The sequence below is a fragment of the Flectobacillus sp. BAB-3569 genome, assembly GCF_002270355.1.
GTDB classification, from domain to species: Bacteria; Bacteroidota; Bacteroidia; order Cytophagales; family Spirosomataceae; genus Flectobacillus; species Flectobacillus roseus.
Window position 1 is genome coordinate 130,170 of record NZ_NJFZ01000019.1, and the last position, 20,905, is coordinate 151,074.

The 20,905-nt window shown below is 37.4% G+C and carries 17 protein-coding genes; 9 read left to right on the forward strand and 8 right to left on the reverse strand.

Annotation, left to right across the window (positions count from 1 at the left end):
* Positions 1-39 precede the first annotated feature (39 nt).
* Positions 40-945 (reverse strand): HTH domain-containing protein, encoded by a 906-nt coding sequence (locus tag BWI92_RS17940; RefSeq protein WP_095165018.1) that lies wholly within the window; start codon positions 943-945, stop codon positions 40-42.
* Positions 946-947: 2 nt separating this feature from the next.
* Positions 948-1,892: a ParA family protein gene (locus tag BWI92_RS17945; RefSeq protein ID WP_095165020.1), complete on the reverse strand. Its 945-nt coding sequence runs from the start codon at positions 1,890-1,892 to the stop codon at positions 948-950.
* 595 nt (positions 1,893-2,487) lie between these two features.
* Between BWI92_RS17945 and BWI92_RS17950 the strand changes: the two genes are divergently transcribed.
* The 8 genes from BWI92_RS17950 to BWI92_RS17985 all read left to right on the forward strand — a co-directional run bounded on the left by BWI92_RS17950 (position 2,488) and on the right by BWI92_RS17985 (position 13,458).
* The gene (locus tag BWI92_RS17950) at positions 2,488-4,773 is read left to right on the forward strand and encodes a TonB-dependent receptor (protein ID WP_095165022.1); all 2,286 of its coding nucleotides are present in this window, start codon (positions 2,488-2,490) and stop codon (positions 4,771-4,773) included.
* A 37-nt stretch (positions 4,774-4,810) separates the two neighbouring features.
* Complete coding sequence (locus BWI92_RS17955; protein WP_095165024.1) at positions 4,811-6,205, forward strand: HmuY family protein; 1,395 nt, start codon at positions 4,811-4,813, stop codon at positions 6,203-6,205.
* Positions 6,206-6,242: 37 nt separating this feature from the next.
* A complete protein-coding gene (locus tag BWI92_RS17960) occupies positions 6,243-7,079 on the forward strand; it encodes a hemin ABC transporter substrate-binding protein (RefSeq protein ID WP_095165026.1) in 837 nt (278 codons plus the stop codon).
* Positions 7,080-7,083: 4 nt separating this feature from the next.
* Positions 7,084-8,169, forward strand: coding sequence for an iron ABC transporter permease (locus BWI92_RS17965; RefSeq protein ID WP_095165028.1), 1,086 nt, complete (start codon positions 7,084-7,086; stop codon positions 8,167-8,169).
* A 219-nt stretch (positions 8,170-8,388) separates the two neighbouring features.
* Positions 8,389-9,234, forward strand: coding sequence for a heme ABC transporter ATP-binding protein (locus BWI92_RS17970; RefSeq protein ID WP_095165030.1), 846 nt, complete (start codon positions 8,389-8,391; stop codon positions 9,232-9,234).
* A complete protein-coding gene (locus tag BWI92_RS17975; RefSeq protein WP_095165032.1) occupies positions 9,222-10,244 on the forward strand; it encodes a hemin-degrading factor in 1,023 nt (340 codons plus the stop codon). Before BWI92_RS17970 ends, BWI92_RS17975 begins: the two co-directional genes overlap by 13 nt.
* Before the next feature lie 272 nt (positions 10,245-10,516).
* A complete protein-coding gene (locus BWI92_RS17980; RefSeq protein ID WP_141234828.1) occupies positions 10,517-11,068 on the forward strand; it encodes a hypothetical protein in 552 nt (183 codons plus the stop codon).
* 203 nt (positions 11,069-11,271) lie between these two features.
* On the forward strand, positions 11,272-13,458 hold the full coding sequence (locus BWI92_RS17985) for a TonB-dependent receptor domain-containing protein (RefSeq protein WP_095165036.1): 2,187 nt from the start codon (positions 11,272-11,274) through the stop codon (positions 13,456-13,458).
* A gap of 96 nt (positions 13,459-13,554) precedes the next feature.
* Here the strand turns inward: BWI92_RS17985 and BWI92_RS17990 are convergent, their stop codons facing one another.
* From BWI92_RS17990 to BWI92_RS18015, 6 genes are all read right to left on the reverse strand, one after another.
* Positions 13,555-13,911, reverse strand: coding sequence for a type II toxin-antitoxin system HigA family antitoxin (locus tag BWI92_RS17990; protein ID WP_095165038.1), 357 nt, complete (start codon positions 13,909-13,911; stop codon positions 13,555-13,557).
* A gap of 13 nt (positions 13,912-13,924) precedes the next feature.
* The gene (locus tag BWI92_RS17995; protein ID WP_095165040.1) at positions 13,925-14,230 is read right to left on the reverse strand and encodes a type II toxin-antitoxin system HigB family toxin; all 306 of its coding nucleotides are present in this window, start codon (positions 14,228-14,230) and stop codon (positions 13,925-13,927) included.
* Positions 14,231-14,335: 105 nt separating this feature from the next.
* Positions 14,336-15,415 carry a PepSY domain-containing protein gene (locus BWI92_RS18000; RefSeq protein ID WP_095165042.1) on the reverse strand — a complete coding sequence of 360 codons (1,080 nt, stop codon included), beginning with the start codon at positions 15,413-15,415 and terminating at the stop codon, positions 14,336-14,338.
* A gap of 57 nt (positions 15,416-15,472) precedes the next feature.
* The gene (locus BWI92_RS18005) at positions 15,473-16,966 is read right to left on the reverse strand and encodes a PepSY domain-containing protein (protein WP_176464473.1); all 1,494 of its coding nucleotides are present in this window, start codon (positions 16,964-16,966) and stop codon (positions 15,473-15,475) included.
* Positions 16,967-17,079: 113 nt separating this feature from the next.
* On the reverse strand, positions 17,080-19,428 hold the full coding sequence (locus BWI92_RS18010) for a TonB-dependent receptor (protein ID WP_310588928.1): 2,349 nt from the start codon (positions 19,426-19,428) through the stop codon (positions 17,080-17,082).
* Between the two features lie 385 nt (positions 19,429-19,813).
* The gene (locus BWI92_RS18015; protein ID WP_095165049.1) at positions 19,814-20,212 is read right to left on the reverse strand and encodes a hypothetical protein; all 399 of its coding nucleotides are present in this window, start codon (positions 20,210-20,212) and stop codon (positions 19,814-19,816) included.
* Between the two features lie 160 nt (positions 20,213-20,372).
* On the opposite strand from BWI92_RS18015, the gene BWI92_RS18020 reads away from it, so the two are divergent.
* The gene (locus tag BWI92_RS18020) at positions 20,373-20,846 is read left to right on the forward strand and encodes a hypothetical protein (RefSeq protein ID WP_095165055.1); all 474 of its coding nucleotides are present in this window, start codon (positions 20,373-20,375) and stop codon (positions 20,844-20,846) included.
* Positions 20,847-20,905 lie beyond the last annotated feature (59 nt).

The window sequence follows — 20,905 nt, forward strand, 5'->3', positions numbered from 1 at the left end:
ATCAAATGGTCATTTTGACCATTTGATAGACCGAATTTTTTAGAATACTTTTTTGAAATTGTTAAAAGATTTTTGCGCTTCGTCCAAATCTACCTTGCTTCTAGAAGCGAATGCTATTCTTATTTTTTCCAAAACATCTTCATATAAAATCTCAATGGCAGGCTCTTCTATTGCTATTGCCGAACTTGGTGCTTGCGTTTGAGATACAATGGCTTCAAATTGAGAAAGGTCTTCTATTGGTTGCTCGACTAACTGCTTAGATAATTTTTGAACCTTAGCTTTTTCGATTTTTGCTTTTCCAGAAAGAACTTCATTTCTTAACTGTGTACTAAATTTTTCGAGACCAGCCGCAAACTCAGCATCACGACGAATAGTTTTTTCTGAAACATTATATTCTTCTGCAAGTTTTTTCGCTGTTGAATTTTCCTGAGAAGTCTCCACTATCAATTGGTCATTTTGACCATTAGATGACTCCCTCTTGAAGTTTTGTCCAACATTGATTTTTTCGGTCTGGTAGCGAAGCCCTCTAAGATAGGAAGCTTGTTGAGGATTCAAATTACGACGACCCAATTGAAGGTCAATCATGTATTCCTTGGCTTCTTTAATGGAGTCGAAAGGCACCAACTGAACATTGAAATTTATCCCTAATTCACTACAAATGCTATATCGGTTGTGCCCATCTACCAACACATAAGCGGCTTCTTCTGCCGACCCTGTGCCGATAATTTCTTTGGTTGTTTCCCATACTAAAAGAGGATCTTTACAACCGTCTTTTAATAAGTTTGAACGTAATTGATCATATTCCTGAGGTAATAGAGGTGGAATAAAGTCTCTCAATTCGTCGAGAATCGTGATATTAGTTTTGATTTTTTCGACATAACTAAAAGAGTTGGTAATAGCTTCCCTTGCTTTAGATTTCAAGGTGCTTTTAAAATCTTTTGCCATAATTAGAATAGGGTTAAATACTCGGCACAGAAGGTATCATAACATTTTGCAGCTTCCGAATCTTTGTCGTACATCCTGATAGGAATTTGCTCGATTTGGGCTTTTTGAAAAGCAATCAAGTGTCGAATTTCATTACTAAAAATACGAACATGATTAAATTCTTCGCGCACCAAATCTTTGATACCATTATGAACAGTATTGTTACGAACCATCGTAAATACAATTCCATCCACTTGCAAAGAAGGGTTAAAGATTTGTCGAGCTTCCGAAACACGTTCCAATAAAGTGTTGAGACCTTTTAAGGCTGACATTTCTGGAAGCAAAGTAATCAAGCAACTATTAGATGCTTGCATAGCACTCATCGTAAGAATATTCAAAGATGGTGGGCAATCAATCAAAATAAAATCGTAGTTTTCGCTTAGTCTCGAAATAAGGATTTTAAGACGTTGCTCTCCTCCTACTTTATTGATTAACTCAGTTTCGGCTTTGGACAACTCAATGTCTGATGGACAAATATAAAGGTTGTCGGCCACCTGATAACTTGGCAAGTCTTGTAGTTTTACTAAACTTGTGTAAACTTGTTTTTCATCCTGAATATCAACGTCAAAAATCTGACTAAGATTGCCTTGTGGGTCAAGGTCGATAAGCAATACTTTGAACCCTTTTTTAGCAATGGCTTCTCCCAGATAACCAGTGGTAGTGGTTTTGCCAACACCTCCTTTGTGGTTGATAACTGATACAACTCGGGCTTTCTCGAATAGGTCTGGAGAGTAGCCATAAGCTGTCAAAACTGGCAATAAAGATTCTACGTGCTTGTCACTTAGTTTTCTTTCACCTTTAAGTGCTTTTGCTATAGTATCTTTAGGTAAATTTGCTTCACGTTCAAGCGTAGCAATCGACAAGGCATTGCGCCTTCTGATAAATCTAAGCAGTTGGTCTTGTATCATTTCTTTTGTATGTAATTATATACAAATATAATTATTTTGCATGATTTTTTATGCAAAATAATTCAGAAAATTTTCATCTATCTAATGGTCAAAATGACCATTAGATGCGTGTTCCTATTTTGGGAATAATTGCTAAAATCTGCTACAAATCATTTCTATCTAATGGTCAAAATGACCATTAGATGCGTGTCCTTCTTTTGGAATAATTACTAAAAATCTGATGTCAAATATTTTTATCTTATGGTCAAAATGACCATTAGATGTGTGTTCCTCTTTTTGGGAATAATTACTAAAATCTGTTTCAAATCATTTCTATCTAATGGTCAAAATGACCATTAGATGCGTGTCCCTCTTTTTGGAATAATTACTAAAATCTGATGTCAAATATTTCTATCTAATGGTCATTTTGACCATTAGATAAGGCTGACATTTTCCAGCTAAGAAAAACTATTTGAAAAATTATTTAAAATGATTCTAAATAATACTTGACAATTCAATTCTTTTTTACATACCTTTGTGCAGTTATTTATATTGAGTCTAAATAAAAATAGTACAAGATTTAAGGTTATTACTTATTTGAACTAGCATCAAATCCATGAAATATAAGAGTGTTGTGTTATTGCTGCTTTGTCTGGCAGCAAGCTGGCAAGTATTTGCCCAAGAAATAATCATAGAAGGGAAAATTATCAATACAGATGGATTGCCCATTGAAGGTGCTACTATCCTATTGTTAAAATCTGGAAAAGGAACTGTAAGTAAATCGGATGGAAATTTTAGTTTGCAAGTTACCCAAAAGCAGACAGAACAGATTAGAATTAGTTCAGTTGGATACGAAACCGTAGAGAGAACACTTGATTGGAGAAAAAAGACAAAAATCGAAATAACCTTAAAACCTTCTGTAAAAAACTTGGATGAGGTAGTCGTTACTGGACAACCGCAAGGTCAAACGCTCCGAAATTCTGTTTATCAAGTAAGAGTAATCGACAGAGCAAGAATAGAACAACGAGCGGCCATCAATGTAATGGGAGTTTTGAATAATGAAATAGGCTTTAGGTTTTCGAATGACATGGCATTAGGTACGACGGATATTCAGTTGATGGGTATGTCGGGCAGAAATGTAAAGATATTATTAGATGGAGTACCGATGCTTGATCGTGGGGATACAAGAGAGAGCTTGAACCAGATAGATATTAACAGTATCGAAAGAATTGAGATAGTGGAAGGTCCTATGTCGGTCAACTATGGAACAGACGCCTTGGCGGGAGTAATCAATATTATTACGAAAAAAGGAAATGCTAATCATTGGAGTTTGTCGGCTAAAGTTCAGGAGGAAACGGTGGCAAATGAATATAGTTTTAGTAAAAATGTAGGCGATGTTTGGAATGGCGTACATCTACAAAGTATTATTGGAACATGGCAACATAAGGCTCTATCCTTTTCGGCAGGTTTGACTAATCAAAGTTTTGGTGGCTGGCAAGGCAGTTCTACTGGAAGAAATAAAGAATGGTTACCTAAAACACAAACGCTCGCGAATGCTAAAGTGGGCTATCGTTTAAAAAGTGCTGAATTCTATTATCGATTAGATGGTCTTGATGAAGATATTGTCAATCTTGGGACGGTCAATATCAATACAAATCAAGCACGTGACCAGCGTTTTTTGACAACACGCCTTATGCATCAATTTCAGGGCAATTGGCAAGCAAGTGCAAAACTGACCGTAAATTTCTTGGCCGCCTATACCGACTATCAGCGAAAAACCCAAACCTCAATTTTGGATTTGAATACAGGTAAAAGAACGCTTTCGCTTGGAGCAGGAGAACAAGATATTTCGAAATTTAATAATGCAATGACACGTGCGACTGCCTATTATCGGTGGTCGAAGCTTCTGAATATACAAGCTGGTTTTGAAATCAATGCAGACCGAGCTAGCGGAGCCAGAATCGAGGGTTCTCCAAGTATCAACGATTATGCGCTATTTGTGGCGCCAGAAATAAATCTGGACTCGGTTGTACTGATTCGTCCTGGTTTTAGACTCATCAAAAATTCTGTATATGCTGCTCCTCCATTGATACCTGCATTGAATGTGAAGTTAAAATTGAGCCAACATTGGGATTGGCGCTTGGCGTATGCACAAGGATTTAGAGCGCCAGCTTTGAGAGAATTATACTTTAATTTCTTTGATGCAAGTCATTCAATTAAAGGCAATCCCAATTTGAAAGCAGAAAATTCTGACAGTTTCAATGCCTCACTGACTAGAATAGGCAACATTGGAAAGTTTCAACATAAATCAACAGTGACAGGATTTTATAATGATTTCAAAAATTTGATCAGCTATGGTACTGATCCAACGAACCCAAGTGTTTCGCAAACGATAAATATCGATAGATTTAAAACAACTGGTTTTACGATTGAACAAACTTTGGCTACGCAAAAATTACGCGCCAGCTTGGGACTTTCATACATCGGTAGATACAATCAACTATTGAGTGACGAGAGCCTTGTGAATACAGCCATGGAAAGTTTTTTGTGGTCACCAGAAGTAAATACCAATGTGAGCTATACCCTAGGATTAGGTACTACTTTGGGCTTGTTTTATAAGTTTACAGGAAAGCAACCTGCCTATCAAGCCACTACTGATGCACAAGGGAATGCTACCGCAAAGTTGACCGAAATCGGAAGTTTTCATTGGGCAGATTTTACCATAACCCAAAAACTAAAGCATGGCTTTCAGCTCAGTGTAGGAGTCAAGAATCTAGCGAATGTTACACGCTTGAATAATACAGGTACAAGCTCAGGCTCGGCACATAGTACGAGCGGACCAGTGCCAATGAGTTATGGTCGTTCCTATTTTGCGGGTATTACTTATCAGATTCATCAATAAATTTTTACCAATCATTCTCATAAATTAAAAGAAAACAATGAAGTATTTTTCTCAATTATTAGGAGCATTACTTGTAGGCGGTGCTTTGGTGGTATCGTCATGCAAAGATACAGAGATTGCTCTACCCGATAATTTAGCCCAATTTGAAGCAACCCAACAAGGAATTGATGCTGCTACAACAGAATCAGTGATAAAAGTAAAACTTTCGAGAGCTGTAGAATCTGCGACTTCGGTTACCCTACAGTTGGCGGCAACAGGGCTTACTTATGGAACGGAGTTTACAACAGAACCTGCGGCAAGCAATAACCAGATTAGTTTGCAAATACCAGCAGGAAGCAGCGAGACATCTTTTAAACTAACTAAAAAAGCAGGTATTTTTCTGAGTGGCTCAGAGTCACTCGCTGTAAAAATTGCTTCAACGACCAACTCGGTTTTGGTGGGAACAAATGCAGAATTGACCGTGAAATTTACAGCAATTGTATCGGATGGTTCAACCCTCAAACTCAATGGAGGAACTGGAGGCTCATCGGCAGTTAATTCGGTTTGGGTAGATTTTAGTAATAATAGTCAGACAGCTGTAGCTCGTGCTGCTTGGGATTTGGGTTTTTATACGGGTAGTAGTTTTGTGGTAAAAATCAATAATTTAACTGCCGCAACAGCGATTGTTACGACCAAAACAGATATAAATCAAGTAAGTGCTGCCGATACCGTTGGCAAAAACTTGACTTTAGGATTTGAAACGGCTCATTTTGCTTTGGTCGATGATGTGACAGGAGATATTTCTAAAACCGTGATAGCCGCAGTTTCAGCAACCGATGCAGACAATAAAGTCTATATTTTGAACAGAGGAACTGGCGGGGCTACTGCCAAGAAAGATTTGATAAAACTACGTGTATTAAGAAATACATCTGGTGGATATACTTTACAGTATGCCAAACTAAATGAAACGAGCTATCAAACTATGACAATTGCTAAAGATGCCTCTTTGCAATTCGTTTATACCTCATTCGATAGCACAAGTCCAGTTTCGGTAGAGCCAGCCAAAGAAAAATGGGATATTCAATGGACAGGGGCTTTGTATAAAACGGCACTATCAGCAACAGCAGATATTCCTTATTATTTCTCTGACCAAGTATTTATTAATCATTTGGCTGGAGTGCAAGCCGCAGAGGTTTTGACTAGCACCGTAAGTTATAGTGCTTTTGCGGAAAGTAATATTAGCTCAGTAACGTTTAGCAATAGCCGTTCGGTAATTGGAGCCAATTGGAGAGCTACTACTGGAACCGTTGGCGTAAAAACAGATAGATTCTATGTGGTAAAAGATGCCATTGGAAACGTCTATAAATTGAAATTCTTAAACTTTACTTCTGCTGATGGAGGTGAAAGAGGCTATCCAAATATTGAATATAAATTGGTGAAAAAAGCGCAATAGCATAAAGAGGTAAAATAACACTCACTTATTATTAGTTATGAAAAAACTCATTTTAGGATATTTATTGCTTTGCAATATTTCTCTTTTCGCACAAACAAAAACACCGAGAATCGTCTCTATCAGTGGCGCTGTTACAGAGATATTGGTTGGTTTAGGTTTACAAAATCAAATTGTTGGCACGGATGTAACCTCCAACTATCCAGCCTCAATCGAGAAACTCCCAAAGGTTGGGCACAACCGCGGTATAGGTGCAGAAGCAACTTTGGCATTACAACCTACCATTGTGATTGGAACGAAGGATGAAAAAGGAACTTCCTTTTTGAAACCAGAGGTAGAATCTCAATTCAAATCGGCGGGAGTAAAAGTTCAGATGTTTACGCAAACCTATACCGTAGAAGGCACTAAAAAACTGATTGATGAAGTAGCGTCATACTTTGGAAAAAAGGTAGAGGCACAACGTTTAAAACAGCAGATTGATATTGCGCTGAAACAAGTCAAAAAGCTCAAATCCTCGCCCAAAGTTTTGTTTATCTATGCACGAGGTATGGGAGCGTTGTCGGTGGCAGGTAATGGCACTTCAGTAAAAAGTTTGATAGAATTGGCAGGAGCGCAAAATGCAGTCAATGATTTTGAGAACTTCAAACCACTCACTCCTGAGGCACTAATAGCAGCAAATCCAGATTATATCTTGTTATTTGATTCGGGTTTGGAAAGCATAGATGGCACAGCGGGATTATTAAAAATTCCTGGCGTAGCACAAACTAATGCAGGAAAGAAAAAGCAGTTTATCACCATGGACGGAGCCTTGTTAACGGGTTTTGGACCTAGAGTGGGCTTAGCAGTGTTGGAACTGAATAAAAAAATTAACCTTTAAACCCATGAATAATTCAACTGAAGTGCGGTTTGTAGACACCCTATTGACAAGAAACGCTAGCTCTTTTACCAAAAATGGACTTATTCTTCTTGGTCTGACACTGGTACTTATCACCGCTGGTTTGTGGGCAGCAGGCTTGGGTGCAGTATCAATATCATTCCGTGATGTTTGTTATATTTTGGGTCAAAAGCTAGGACTTGTCAGTGGTGCTGTCAACGACCAAGCCAGTGTAATCCTTACGGTAATTCGCTTGCCTAGAGTGTTGATGGGGATTCTAATAGGGGCAGTATTGGGAATGACAGGAGCTTCAATTCAAGGTCTTTTTCGGAATCCATTGGCCGACCCAGGTCTGATTGGTATTTCTTCGGGAGCTTCGTTATTTGCGGTATCAATGATTGTGTTAGAACTTCATTGGTTGAGTGAATGGCAAATGCTAGGTTTGTTTGGTATGTCTATCATGTCATTTGTAGGGGCTTGTTTGACGGCTTTTGGAGTATATCAATTATCCAAAGTCGAAGGAAAAGCGTCCGTTTCCAATATGCTTTTAGCAGGAATTGCCATCAATGCTCTTTGCGGAGCAATTACAGGCTTGTTGACGTATCTTGCCAACGACGCTCAGTTGAGAAGTATTCAGTTTTGGGGACTAGGAAGTTTGGGTGGAGCTACTTGGGAAACACTTCAAGTGGGAGCTATAGGATGTTTTTTACCTTTGGTAGCTATTCCAAAATTGGGAAAATCGCTCAACGCCTTTGCTTTGGGCGAAGGTCAGGCGCAACATTTGGGAATCAACACCAAGCGTTTGAAGGTACAACTTATTTTATTGACAACATTAGGGGTTGGCATTTCTGTAGCACTTTGTGGTACCATAGGTTTTGTTGGTTTGGTAATTCCGCACATCACACGTATGTTGGTAGGTTCTGACCATCGAATTGTTTTGCCTGCGTCGGCGTTGATGGGAGCTATTCTATTGACTTTTGCCGATTTAATTTCAAGGACGATTGTCGCGCCAGCCGAGTTGCCTATTGGAATTGTCACCGCTATTGTTGGAACCCCAAGTTTTATAGCGATACTTATCAAAAATCGTCGATAGGAGAAATAGAGTTATTAGTTAATAGTATGAAAGTTATTGGAATACGCTTGTAATCAGCAGAATATCGACAATGTATGTCATAGGAATAAGTATTCATGCAGAATTAGATTGTTTAGGCACTAAGCAAAGAGTGTTAAAATGGTTTAGTAACCAAAGACATGCTTTTTCCAAAAGCCCACCGCTGAAAGCCGATACCTGATTCCCCAAACCCTTTTTAACATGATTGAAGTTCAAAATATCAATTATAGCATCAATAAACGAAAACTCTTAAGTCAGGTGAGCTTTGATTTTCCTAGTGGAAAACTCTTGGCAATCATGGGTGCTAATGGCGCTGGAAAATCTACTTTACTGAAAGTATTGAGTAAAGAACTGCCATGTCAAGAGGGTAAAGTTAGACTAGCACATCGTAACCTAAATACCTATCGATCGGATGAACTAGCGCAGATAAGAGCAGTATTAGCACAACAAAATACCTTAGCATTTGAATTCAAAGTGGATGATTTGGTAATGATGGGTCGGTACCCGCATTTCACTTCTCGGCCCAACGCCCAAGACCGAGCTATTGTAGAATACTGTTTAAACCAAACAGGTGTCGCCCATCTTGCCAATCGTACTGTACATACTTTATCGGGAGGCGAGCAACAACGTGTGTATTTGGCAAAAGTCATGGCGCAGTTGCTCGATTATGAATCGCTATTTGATAAAAATTATAGGTCAGAACAGCTCAAATACCTGTTTTTGGACGAGCCTGTAACAGGGTTAGATTTATTTCATCAACAACAATTATTGACAACAGTAAAAGAGTTAACTCAAAGAGGTTTCTGTGTGGTCGCGATTCTTCACGATTTGAATTTGGCAATGCAGTTTGCCGATTCGGTACTATTACTCAAAAAAGGGAAAATCGTGGATTATGGTGTCACGCAAAAGGTTTTACAACCTGATGCTATACATGAAACCTTTGGGATTCAAGTAAAATTATTTCAGGATAGCCAATTGGATTATCCCTTTATTATTCCATTTCAAGAAAATATTTATCATAAAACAGCAAGGATATGTCAAGTATAACCCTTTCTCTCAAAGAGATATATCAAAATTTTCAAGCCGAAAATCCAAAAGTTAGAATAAGAGATGCTGCCAAGCAATTGGGCGTTTCTGAGGCAGAGTTGCTTGCCACCGCGATTGGCGAAGGCGTGGTACGACTGAGTGGTGATTTTAGAGAGTTGATAAAACAAATTCCTTCTTTAGGATATGTAATGGCGCTTACTCGCAACGAAAGCTGCGTGCATGAGCGTAAAGGAAAATATGAAAAGGTATCTTTCAACAACCACGTTGGTTTGGTACTAGGCGAAGATATCGACCTACGTTTGTTTATGAGCCATTGGAAATTTGGTTTTGCTGTTGAAGCTCAAAATAAAAGCCTTCAGTTTTTTGATGAAAATGGCAATGCTGTTCATAAGATATTCTTGCAAGAAAATAGTAATCTTGAGGCATTCCGAAATATTGTTTCAACCTTTCGCGATAATGAACAGTCATCAATATTGGAGGTAATTCCTGAAATTGAATTTATGGCTCCGCCAGCTAATCCTGATTTGGATGTTGAGGCATTTCAGGAAGCTTGGTTAAAATTGGAAGATACCCACCAGTTTTTTCCTTTATTACAAAAATTTGGGGTAAATCGTCAGCAAGCTTTGGCTTATGCACCAGAAGGATATGCACAAAAAGTTTCGGTGGAGCAAGTAAAACAGGTGCTAGAAGAAGTATCAAGTACCAATACCGAAATTATGATTTTTGTGGCTAGCAAAGGCTGTATTCAAATTCATACAGGCTTGGTTCAAAAACTGGTAGCTATGGGTCCATGGTTCAACGTTTTGGATCCACAATTCAACCTACATTTGCGTGAAGATCATATTGCTGAGGCTTGGCTTGTGAAGAAACCAACCAACGATGGTATCGTCACAAGTTTGGAGCTTTTTGATGAAAACTTCCAACAAATTGCTTTAATTTTTGGAAAAAGAAAACCTGGCAAACCAGAATTAGAAGCTTGGCGAGAAGCCTTGGAGAAATTTATAAACTAATGATTGATTTTGTAGAATCGGTACCGTTTGTGGTACCGATTTCTTTTTGATTAAGAAATCTTCATGGATAACCAGCTATTTCGAAAATAGCCTATTTTCATCTTCTGTCTACCTCTTTCTCTTTCCTAAAATTCCTAAATATTTCTTTCTTTATGGCTCTTACATATGTTTTAGGAGCAATGAATAGATTGCTCAAATAGAAAAGTTAATGATTTCAATCATTGCTGAAGATTGTTTAAAATATTAATTTTGTTGAAATTTCTATAAAAATATTGAAAGCAATCACGAGCATATTTCTATTCATATTATTACTAAATTCTATTTTTAGTAAAAGTATTGCCTTGTTGATGGTTCATGAAGCTCCACAAATTGAACAAGAAGATGTTGTTTCTGAACGAATAGAAGTGGGTATGCCAATGATTCTACCTTATACTTTTGACTTTCATAATAGGGTAGAAGGAAGAGCCTTGGTAGAACACGATGGGAAATTTTATAGTGTAGTGGAAAAAATCTATCGAAATGATAGTTTGATAACAGTGTTGCAACTCAATGAAAAAGCTACGCAAAAAATCAAACAAATAGCGCAAGAAGTTAAATCAGAAAGTGGGCAAATACCAACCTCAGAGCCAATCCAAAAAGCATTAGAACTCTGTAAAAATTTATTGGTAGAATATTTGCCAAATATTAACTATTCTACTGTCTCGTTTTCTAATAGTATTTCTTGTATTAAGCTAAAAAAGACCTTTTATTATACTACTTCATATCATTTTTCGTATTATTTAAGACTTCTCAAACCTCCGTGTTTTAGTTATACTTATAATTAATTTGTATTTTGTTAGTTAATATATAAATCATAAATATTTTTATGATACTTATTATCAAATATTTATGATTTATAATAAGTATATTTTCTAATTATTAAATACAAAATAATTAATCTTTAATTTCTCTAATTCTCAACTCCCAAATGGAGTTGAGAGTTATGCTTTTATCCAATAAGTGAACTATTACATTTTGACGAGAAGAAATGAATTTAACATATTCTATAACTACATTATTATTAACTGTTTGGTCTCTAAAAACCAATGCTCAAACCGCTGATTCCACTAAATCCAAAGAGTTACAAACCATTACAGTAGAAGGAAAAAGTCTTCACGATGATATAAGTCGCCTGTCAGGCATTACTGGTACGTATATTATGGAAGGTAAGAAAAGCGAGGTGCTGAAGGTCTCCCAATTGAACGCCAGTATTACCGACAAAACGGGTCGTCAGATATTCGCTAAAGTCCCTGGAGTATTTGTGTATGATATGGATGGAACGGGGAATCAGGTCAATATTTCGACTCGCGGACTTGACCCACATAGAGGTTGGGAGTTTAATATTCGCAAAGATGGAGTCATTACCAACTCAGATATGTATGCTTATCCTGCCAGTCATTACAGTGTACCTATGGAAAGCGTAGAACGTATTGAACTGGTTCGCGGAACAGGTGCTTTGCAATATGGAGCACAGTTTGGCGGGATGCTCAACTATGTCAGTAAGCAAGCTAGTGAACATAAAGCGATTGAATTGGAAGCTATTTCGACGGCGGGTTCTTATAATCTATTGAGCAATTATGTATCGATGGGCGGAACACTCAAAAAGTGGAAATATTATACCTATTTTCTACAAAAGTCAAGAGACGGATACCGTGATTATGAGCATACCAATATGAATGCTCAAGGCGCTGTGGTGCAGTTTGCGCCGAATGAAAAATGGAATTTTAGATTAGAATGGGCTCGTTCGAGCTATCTATACCATATCCCAGGGCCGTTGACAGATGCCATGTTTGCTACTGATCCGACTCAAGCAACACGTACCCGCAACTACTTTAGCCCGACAATTAATGTACCATCGTTTAGAGCAACTTACCGTTTGAGTGCTAACACAACGGTAGAGTTTACTTCTTCGGCAGTTATCGGAACTAGAAATAGTGTGATGTTTGATAAACTAGCGACCATTCAGGATACACTAAACCGTGCGACTCTACAATACGCTAATCGTCAGGTAGATATTGACCGTTTTAATAGTTTTACCAATGAGTTGCGTGTCTTGAGTCATTACAAAATCGGTCAGATGGAAAGCAATTTGGCAAGTGGTGTGCAGGTAATGACAAACGATTTACATCGTACACAAATGGGTAAGGGTACAACAGGCGATGACTATGACTTGACCTTAGTAGACCCTGTTTGGGGCAGAGATTTATATTTTGCTACCAACAATATCGCTATTTATGCAGAGAATAGCTTTAATGTTTTAAAAAATCTGAAAGTCAATGCAGGGGCGCGGGTCGAGATGGGAGAGAGCCGTATGAGTGGAAAGATTAGCTATTATCCAGAAAATAGAATTCCAGTATCCATCAAGCACCAATATCCTTTGTTGGGAGCTAGCTTTAGCTACAAACCGAGCGTAATAGGAGAAATTTATGGTGGTTTTTCTCAGATGTATCGCCCAATGATTTTCAAGGATTTAGTGCCGAGTTCTATCTACGAAAAAGTAGATCAAAACATCAAAGATGCTAAGGGATATAATCTTGAATTAGGATATAGAGGTCGTAAAGGTTTTTTAAGATGGGATGTGACAGGATTTTTGTTGAGATATGATAATCGTTTTGGTACCTTGGGCATTACTGATGAGACAGGTACATTTATTACTTACCGAACTAATATTGGAAATTCGGAAACAAAAGGCTTAGAGGTTTTCATTCAAGGAGATTGGAATTTGAGTAAAAAAACGTCTATCTCCATTTTCACTTCGACCTCATTTATGGATGGAAAATATGTTTCAGGTGAAGTCAAAACGGGTAATACGAATATTTCTGTGGTAGGCAATAAGATTGAGAGTGTACCTGCGGTAATTACACGCAATGGTCTAACCTTCAACATAGGGGCTATTAGCTCAACGCTTTTGTATAGCTACACTTCTGAAACATTCGCAGATGCGCTAAATACTCGCACGCCAAATGCAAGTGGAGCTATTGGTTTGGTGCCTTCGTATGGTATTCTGGATTTGAATGCAGCTTGGAGATTGAGCGACATGATTCAGTTGAAACTGAATATCAACAATATTACAAACGAAAATTATTTTACCAAAAGACCGCTATTCTATCCTGGTCCAGGCATTTGGCCTTCGGATGGACGTAATGTACAACTGTCTTTGACGGTTAAGATTTAGTGATTTATGATTGAGTGGATGAGTGGTTTAATATGTATTTTCTCCGAAGAGACGAAATTCTAATACAATCACTTATCCACACAATCTCAACTCACTCTAGGAGAGTAAAATATGTGCTGGAATACCAAGATGTTGATGGAGGTATTTCATAAATCGTACACTCATGGGCTTCTTACCATTAAGTATTTCTGATATACTACTTTTACTCATTCCTATTTGCTTTGCTAAGCTGATTTGATTTAATCCTTGTTCCTCCATTTCGAATTTTAGCGCTTCTATGGGAGATAGAGCTTCAATTTTATGGTGCTTTAGCTCGTATTCATGAACTAAAATTGATAATAACTCAAGTAAATCGCCCTCCTTTGTATTTGGCTTAGCATGAAAAATAGCCTCCATTTTTTTTAATGCAGACTCATACTCTTCTTCAGTTTTTATTGGTTTGTTAATTTCCATAATATTGGTAATTCTAAGAGCTATGTTCGATGGTTTTTACATTTATTTTATCATATTCCTTGTGTGTACCTATGAACTTGACAAAACAAAGTTGAAAATCATAGTTAAACGCAGCAACAAGTCGATATTTATTCCTACAAATATTAAAGACAACTCTCTCATTTCCAACATAGTCGGCGTCTTTGAAGTCTGCAACAACAGACTGAGGCGTAGAATAATTATTACTCTCAATTTTACCATACCAATATCTTAGGTTAGGTTCCGAATCAGGATAGTTAACCCAAAAATTTTTGAGAGTTTTAAGGGCGTGAATGCGCATTATTTTAATTTTTTAACTGAGTATAAAGTTCGCTAATAGTGAACTAAGATACAAATAAACTAGATAAAATATGCTTTCACTCGTTTTGACTAGAAAACAATTTTTTTATTTCACCTTTCTCCACCACAACAAAAAGCCTGTAACTGACAATAGGGCAGGGCTGAGTCCTAAAATAACATAAAGTATTTTGAGTAAAATACCTCCGTAGTTACCTACATGGAGCGGATAAAACAGCGCTTCGACTTTGTCCCAAAATGCCATTTCTTCAAATCGTCCCATACTGCTAAACGCTCCTGTTTGAGCGTCAAATTTGACAAAATTCCCTCCTGCAAACAAGTCGTTTTGCCCCGCGATATTTCCTCGAACATTAAATTTCTTTTCGGGTTGGGTTGGGAAATAGACATAATTCGGCACTAAATCTGGCATTTTTAGTCTGGCTTCCTGATACATTTTGTCGATTGAAGCTCTTGCAAGTGTATTGGGAGAAGCTAATTCTTTTTCTACTGCCCATTTATCTGTTTCAAAAGCAAATAAATTCATCCAAAAGCCTGTAAAAAACACGACTATATTGAAAAGTAACGCCCAAACGCCAACAATTCTGTGTAAGTCTGAGGAGATGGTACGCCAGTTTTTGGTTTTGATTTGCACTTTGAAAGTAAGTACTTTCCAAATAAATTTTCGGTAAACAATCAATCCCGTAATTATCGAAATGAGCATACAAATCCCCATAATGGCTGTTAGCACCGCGCCAGGCATTCCTAGATGGAAAGAAAAATGGAATTGAAATAGCCAATCCATCAATCCAGTCACAAAAGTGTCGCTTCGCCCTGTACGGATGATTTTGCCTGTGTATTGGTTGATATTCAAGCCACCCAAATCATAGGTCATTAGTTGGGCATCGTTGAGATATAAACGAAACTTGTATGACTCATCAGGAGCCGCCACAGGGTTTATCCATGAGGCACCATCTAATCGAGGATATTCTTTGACAATTACCTGATAGAGAGTATCTAATGAAAGAGGTTTTCCTGTAGGAACTACCTTCGTAGAGGTATGGTCGAGGAAGTGTTCTAGTTCATCTTTGAAGACTAATATTGAGCCACTTACCCCTAGGAGTAATAAGAATATTCCTGTTACTAAGCCAAACCACTTGTGAACACTATAAATATTTCGATAAATACGCATGATTGTTGATGTTCCTAAAAATCGGCTATCAGTTATCTGATAGCTGATAAATGAAAATTATTTAGTTTTGATAAAAATGGCAAGACCAAAAATACTTACCACCAATACCCCAAAGGCTGCGAAAGTCATAACGCCATCTCTGATATCTTTTCCTAGGCTTTCTAAACCATTGTATTTGTGCAAGAAAGCAAACGAAAATCCCTCACGACGGTCAGCATCGGTCACTTTGGCTGCTAAACGATTGGTGGCAGGCTCAATATAATAAGTTGTATGCTCAGGAGTATCGTAGGCTAGTTTTATGACAGGTAATCTTTTATTGACAAAGCCGTATTCTCCCGCAAATTTAGTGATGATTTTAACCTCCTTTAAATCTGTGTCACTTACTGACAAAGACGATTTGTTGTCCATCATTTCACAACATTCTTCACCCCCTTTTGCTTCTCGATTCGAGAATTGATTGGCAAGGTATTCAGCATAGACTTTATAACCATCCTTTAACGGTTTATGCTCATTTATTGTAAGATATTCGAAGCTCGTTTCTTTAGTCTCCCAGTTCTTTTTGATGAGTTGCCAATAAAGTTGTTCATTCATTTTTACCAAAGAGATATTGCTAACGCCTTTTAAGTTCACTAATGAATCTTTGGCTATTGCTTGAGTTTGAATAACTGGTTCGCTAATATATTTTAGTCTTTCATCAGGGGTAAATTTCCTAGTTGCGTGATAAATTCCTGAAAAGGCGAAAGTAAAAGTGACAAAACTAGTCCAAAGTCCGATAGAACGGTGATATTTTTTGAAAACGCTTACTTGATTTTCTTTTTTCGCAGGTTTGAATTTTCCCCACATAAAGCCATAAATCACTAGTCCGCCGATGGCTGAGGCAATGATGATTATTAAAAAAATAATCATCACAATGATTCGAATGGTATTGTTACTAATAGCATTCAGAAAATCCCAATTATGGAAAATATCAAAGATTTTGATGAAAACTTTCCTTTTAGTATCGTTGAAAACAATAAAGCGACTTTGCTCTGTTTCTACATATAGATCCATTTTATCTGGTCTATCAAAGGATACTTTATAAGCAGGTAAAATTCGGTTTACGTAAGGATATTCTTCGGTAAACTCCGTAAGTTTTTCTATGTTGGTAATTTTACTTGTTGAGTCCGCCAACATAAAACGAGCAATTTGCTCAGCAAATAATACATCACCATTTGGTAAAGATTTTCCATCTATTGTATTAAAATACTGTAAGTTACCTTTGGTGTCTTTGACTTGGTAATAGCATTGTTGATTAAACTTAGCAAAACGAATATTCTTGAATGAAGTGATTTGATTTTGTGTTAAAACTTGTCCAGCGCTTAGTTTGACATCAGTTTTCTTTACTGTTTCTGCTTTATAAAATTCATTGGCAATTTTGGTTTTAAACCAATGGGACATAAATGGGTGCATTACGCCTGAAGCTGTCCAAAATATCGTTGGAACGAGCGCAATAATTCCTATAATACGATGCCAACGATACATATTTCGTTGAACCCATTTTTTGAAACCCATCTTTTGACTTTTAGTGTTTTTATCCTCAATATCCATAGTTGCTGATTGTGATACTTTTAAGATGAAAAGAGTTTGGTTATAGCATATCAAGCTGCAACCAAACTCTTTATGAATTATTTTCCGATAAAACTGTATTGAATACCCATCACAAACGTGCGTGGTGCAGCAGGAGTGAAGGTCGTGCGGTCGGTAGAAGCGTTACCTCTTGTAGCATTTGTGGCATAAAGCGCGTCTGTGGCATTCATGATATTGGTAAATACCTCAAAGCCTTTCCAACGATAACCAATACGGAAGTTGACCAAATCATATCCACCGTAAGTCACGGTATTGATTTGGTTTTGATACCATTGACCTACGTGTTGCCATTCTAAAGCTGTTCTTAAGCCCTTAAACCAAGTAGGATAGTAGCTCACTTCGGTGTTCCACATCCAGCGAGGAGCTGAAGGCATATCTTTGCCATTTACATCTTTGATGGCATCGGTGGCTCTCTGACTTAAAATAAACTCAATAAAGCGGTGCATTGAGTAAGTTCCACCACCACGAACAGATAATTCTTGGCTTGGGCGGTAGGTGATACCCAATTCTATTCCTTTATGTTCAGTTTTACCTGCTGCCTGATAATCCGTAGAGTTGTCGGGTTGACGAATATTTAACAATTCGTTACGACCGTCCATTTGATAAATCGATGCGTCGAGGTACACTTTGTTTTTGAATAATGAAGCCCAACCACCAATTTCAGTATTGGTAAATGTGGCAGGAATCAAGTTATAATAAAACAAATCTCCGTTTGCGGCGGGGGTTGGTCTTTTGCGGAAAATAGCCGTCAAACCAGAAGGAGCAAAGCCTTGTGAGTAGTTGAAATAAATACCTTTGCTATTGCCAAGATCATAAGTTAATCCCAATTTCGGCGTTACATTGGTATAGGTTTTGCCACCTCCAATACCTAATCCTGTGGTTTTATCAATATCCAAATTGTTTACGTAATCAAAAGTCATATTGTCATAACGCAACCCTGCTGATACATGCAATTTTTGGATTGGCTCAAAATCATATTGTAAGTAAGCCGCTGTATTATAGATTTTTGCGTTATAATCTGCAATTTTAATATCTGGACGCTCCTTTGTAATGGTATATTTCTCTACTGATTTTCCATCAGCTCTTAATTTCGCTGCTAAGTCGATTTGATATGACCAGTAATCATTTGGAGAGTAGTCGATGCTCGCCCCTGCGATTATTTTTGAGTTAAGAAAATCAAATTTCTGAGTGTGTTGTGTAATCAATCCCAAACTTCTAAAATTGTTTGAGTTGATTTCGCCTCTTGCGGTAGTTGCTCCCGAAGTCCAACGAATACCGTAGCTTGGATTTTGACCATGTTCATTATCTCTCGCAAAAGCGGTTACGTAGGTTTGAGAACCTTTTGCCCAATCCTTTTCAAAAGTTAATCTAGTACGTAAAGAGTACGCTTTACGATAGGTAAAATCCGTGGTACTAACATATTGACGATTATAGAATGCTACACTATCGACACTACCGCTCGTTTGCGAATTATATTTTGCATAAGAAAGGGTATAAATCAAGCGAGCTTTTGGATTGATTTGGTATTCCAAACGAGCGTATTGGGCATTTTTAGTATAGTCAGAGCTAGCCATCCATGCGTTAGTTTGGTCTGATACTAATCCTCCTACATATACACCTAGTTTACCGATTGTTGCGCCAGCACCGTATTGTACTCGACGGAAACCCCATTGGTCAAATTGAATACCAGCGCGTGCAGTAGGTACTGCCGTAGGTCTTTGTGATATAAAGTTTACTGCTCCACCAACAGCCTCTGGTCCATAAATAGAAGATACAGGGCCTTTTACCACTTCGATTGAGCTTACCGTAAATTGGTTCATTTCCAACAATGAGTTATGATTGAACACACCCATTGGACGAATAGGAACGCCATCTTCCATGTACAAATAATAGGCGTTAGTAGTCATAGGCTGGCGAATCGACATAGAATGTTGTTCATTACCTAAGTTTACCATCAAAACACCAGGCGTTTTGTTTACCACTTCATAAATAGCCGTAGGTTTAGCCTCTTCTATTTGCTTTGGTGTTAATTTACTAATGGCAATCGGAGCTTCAGTTCGTAAACCTGCCTCACGGTTGGCGGTTACTATAACTTGTTGTAAATCATGAGTTTCTTGCTCTAATGAAACTGAAATAGTCTTTTGATTAGCTGTGGAAATCGTTGTTTTTTTATACCCAACAAAAGAAATAGTGATGCTTGCTGGTGTGTTTTTTAGACTGAACAGACCTTGTTGATTTGTAACTGCACCAGCACCATTGGCTTCAATATTGGCGCCGATTAAAGGCTCATGAGTAAAACTGTCAAATACTTTCCCTGTAATTTGGGCATTAGAGATGAAGGCGATTGTGCTGAATAGCATAACCGACAGGATACGTAAAAAATACATAATAATGTTTTAACTTTAAAATTGGAAAAAAGTACTTGAGGCACAACGGTACCTTTTTGCTGGCATTACAGCAAAGGCAACGAAAGGTCTCGGTATGAAAATGGAAAGTTTAATCAGGTAGGATTTTATCTTACCTGATTTTTATTTGGAGAAATCAATAGCACGAGGGGCATATTTTTCCGAAAACAGATACCGTTTATTTCAGATATCGGAAGTTGGATTTCGGAAGTGTAATCTTTTACATTTCTTAAAAAATAAAGGTATTTAACCTTATTTCCGAAATCCGCAATCCCAAATCTGAAATAGCAGAAAATCCTTCATACAGTACTATTACTCCATAGATTGATGCTATGCAGTACTATCGAAAACCCAAGAAAATGAGGAATTAAGCCACAGTTGGTGGTTTAAGGAGAAAATGGAAATAGATAGAAGAGTAATTATTGTTGTAGATAGGAAAAGAGCATTTCTTTTTTATCTCAATAATATCATTTTCTAGTACTAAATCATGATTAATGGAAGGTACAATACAAGGAATTTCAAGGAGAATTCTGGCAAAAGCCATTCCTTTTTCTGAGGTTTCTTTTTGGTCTGCTGCGGCTACTCGTTTAGCCAAATAACATTTACCATTACAGTGTAAATCTGGTCTAAAACGATTTTCACAAAGATTTTGGACAATATAGTCTTTACGAAGATTATAATCAACATATACCAATGGTACGGCCATCATCCTGATAAACAGAAGGATAGCTAGTAACAAGGCCGCTATATTGTATTGTTTCTTCAAAATTTTGGTCTAAATTTTCTGGACAAAGATAATCCAGCATTTTTAATCTAGCAAATGGATATACTGATATATCTGGGAAGAATCCCTGATTCTTATTAGTTATGTTCAATGTTTTTCTTAGAAATTTGCACTTTATTAAGAGATTTAAGACTTTATAAATATGCTTTATTCGTTTTTATTAGCTTTTCATTCGTTTTGGAGATGGGTTGTTTTGCTTACGTTGGTGTTGAGTATCAGTAGAGCTTTTTTGGGTAAAAAAGGACATAGATCGTTTTCTAAAAAAGACCAACAACTAAGCTTATTAACTTTGATTTCGGCACATATTCAACTAACTGTTGGCGTAGTATTGTATGCTATTAGCCCGATTGTAAGTTATTTCTGGAATAATTTTGGAAAGGCAGTTCATGAGCGACAAATTCGCTTTTTCGGAATGGAGCATATTACCGTCATGATTTCAGCGGTTGTAGTCTTGACGATTGGTTTTTCAAAAGTCAAAAAGCAAAAAGAAGATTATCAGAAGTTTAGCGCTATGCTCTTTTGGTTTGGTATTGCACTTCTATTGATATTAAGCTCCATACCATGGTCATTTTCTCCGTTGACAAGCCGACCCAACTTTCGAGATTTTTTGGGGTAGGAGATAGGATTGATAATGTAAAACTAGCATCAGTATTATTTGAAACTAAAAATTGCGAG

Coding starts and splice junctions, on each gene's coding strand:
- BWI92_RS17940 (WP_095165018.1), bottom strand. CDS start 945: ATGGCAAAAGATTTTAAAAGCACCTTGAAATCTAAAGCAAGGGAAGCT.
- BWI92_RS17945 (WP_095165020.1), bottom strand. CDS start 1,892: ATGATACAAGACCAACTGCTTAGATTTATCAGAAGGCGCAATGCCTTG.
- BWI92_RS17950 (WP_095165022.1), top strand. CDS start 2,488: ATGAAATATAAGAGTGTTGTGTTATTGCTGCTTTGTCTGGCAGCAAGC.
- BWI92_RS17955 (WP_095165024.1), top strand. CDS start 4,811: ATGAAGTATTTTTCTCAATTATTAGGAGCATTACTTGTAGGCGGTGCT.
- BWI92_RS17960 (WP_095165026.1), top strand. CDS start 6,243: ATGAAAAAACTCATTTTAGGATATTTATTGCTTTGCAATATTTCTCTT.
- BWI92_RS17965 (WP_095165028.1), top strand. CDS start 7,084: ATGAATAATTCAACTGAAGTGCGGTTTGTAGACACCCTATTGACAAGA.
- BWI92_RS17970 (WP_095165030.1), top strand. CDS start 8,389: ATGATTGAAGTTCAAAATATCAATTATAGCATCAATAAACGAAAACTC.
- BWI92_RS17975 (WP_095165032.1), top strand. CDS start 9,222: ATGTCAAGTATAACCCTTTCTCTCAAAGAGATATATCAAAATTTTCAA.
- BWI92_RS17985 (WP_095165036.1), top strand. CDS start 11,272: ATGAATTTAACATATTCTATAACTACATTATTATTAACTGTTTGGTCT.
- BWI92_RS17990 (WP_095165038.1), bottom strand. CDS start 13,911: ATGGAAATTAACAAACCAATAAAAACTGAAGAAGAGTATGAGTCTGCA.
- BWI92_RS17995 (WP_095165040.1), bottom strand. CDS start 14,230: ATGCGCATTCACGCCCTTAAAACTCTCAAAAATTTTTGGGTTAACTAT.
- BWI92_RS18000 (WP_095165042.1), bottom strand. CDS start 15,415: ATGCGTATTTATCGAAATATTTATAGTGTTCACAAGTGGTTTGGCTTA.
- BWI92_RS18005 (WP_176464473.1), bottom strand. CDS start 16,966: ATGGGTTTCAAAAAATGGGTTCAACGAAATATGTATCGTTGGCATCGT.
- BWI92_RS18010 (WP_310588928.1), bottom strand. CDS start 19,428: ATGTATTTTTTACGTATCCTGTCGGTTATGCTATTCAGCACAATCGCC.
- BWI92_RS18020 (WP_095165055.1), top strand. CDS start 20,373: ATGCTTTATTCGTTTTTATTAGCTTTTCATTCGTTTTGGAGATGGGTT.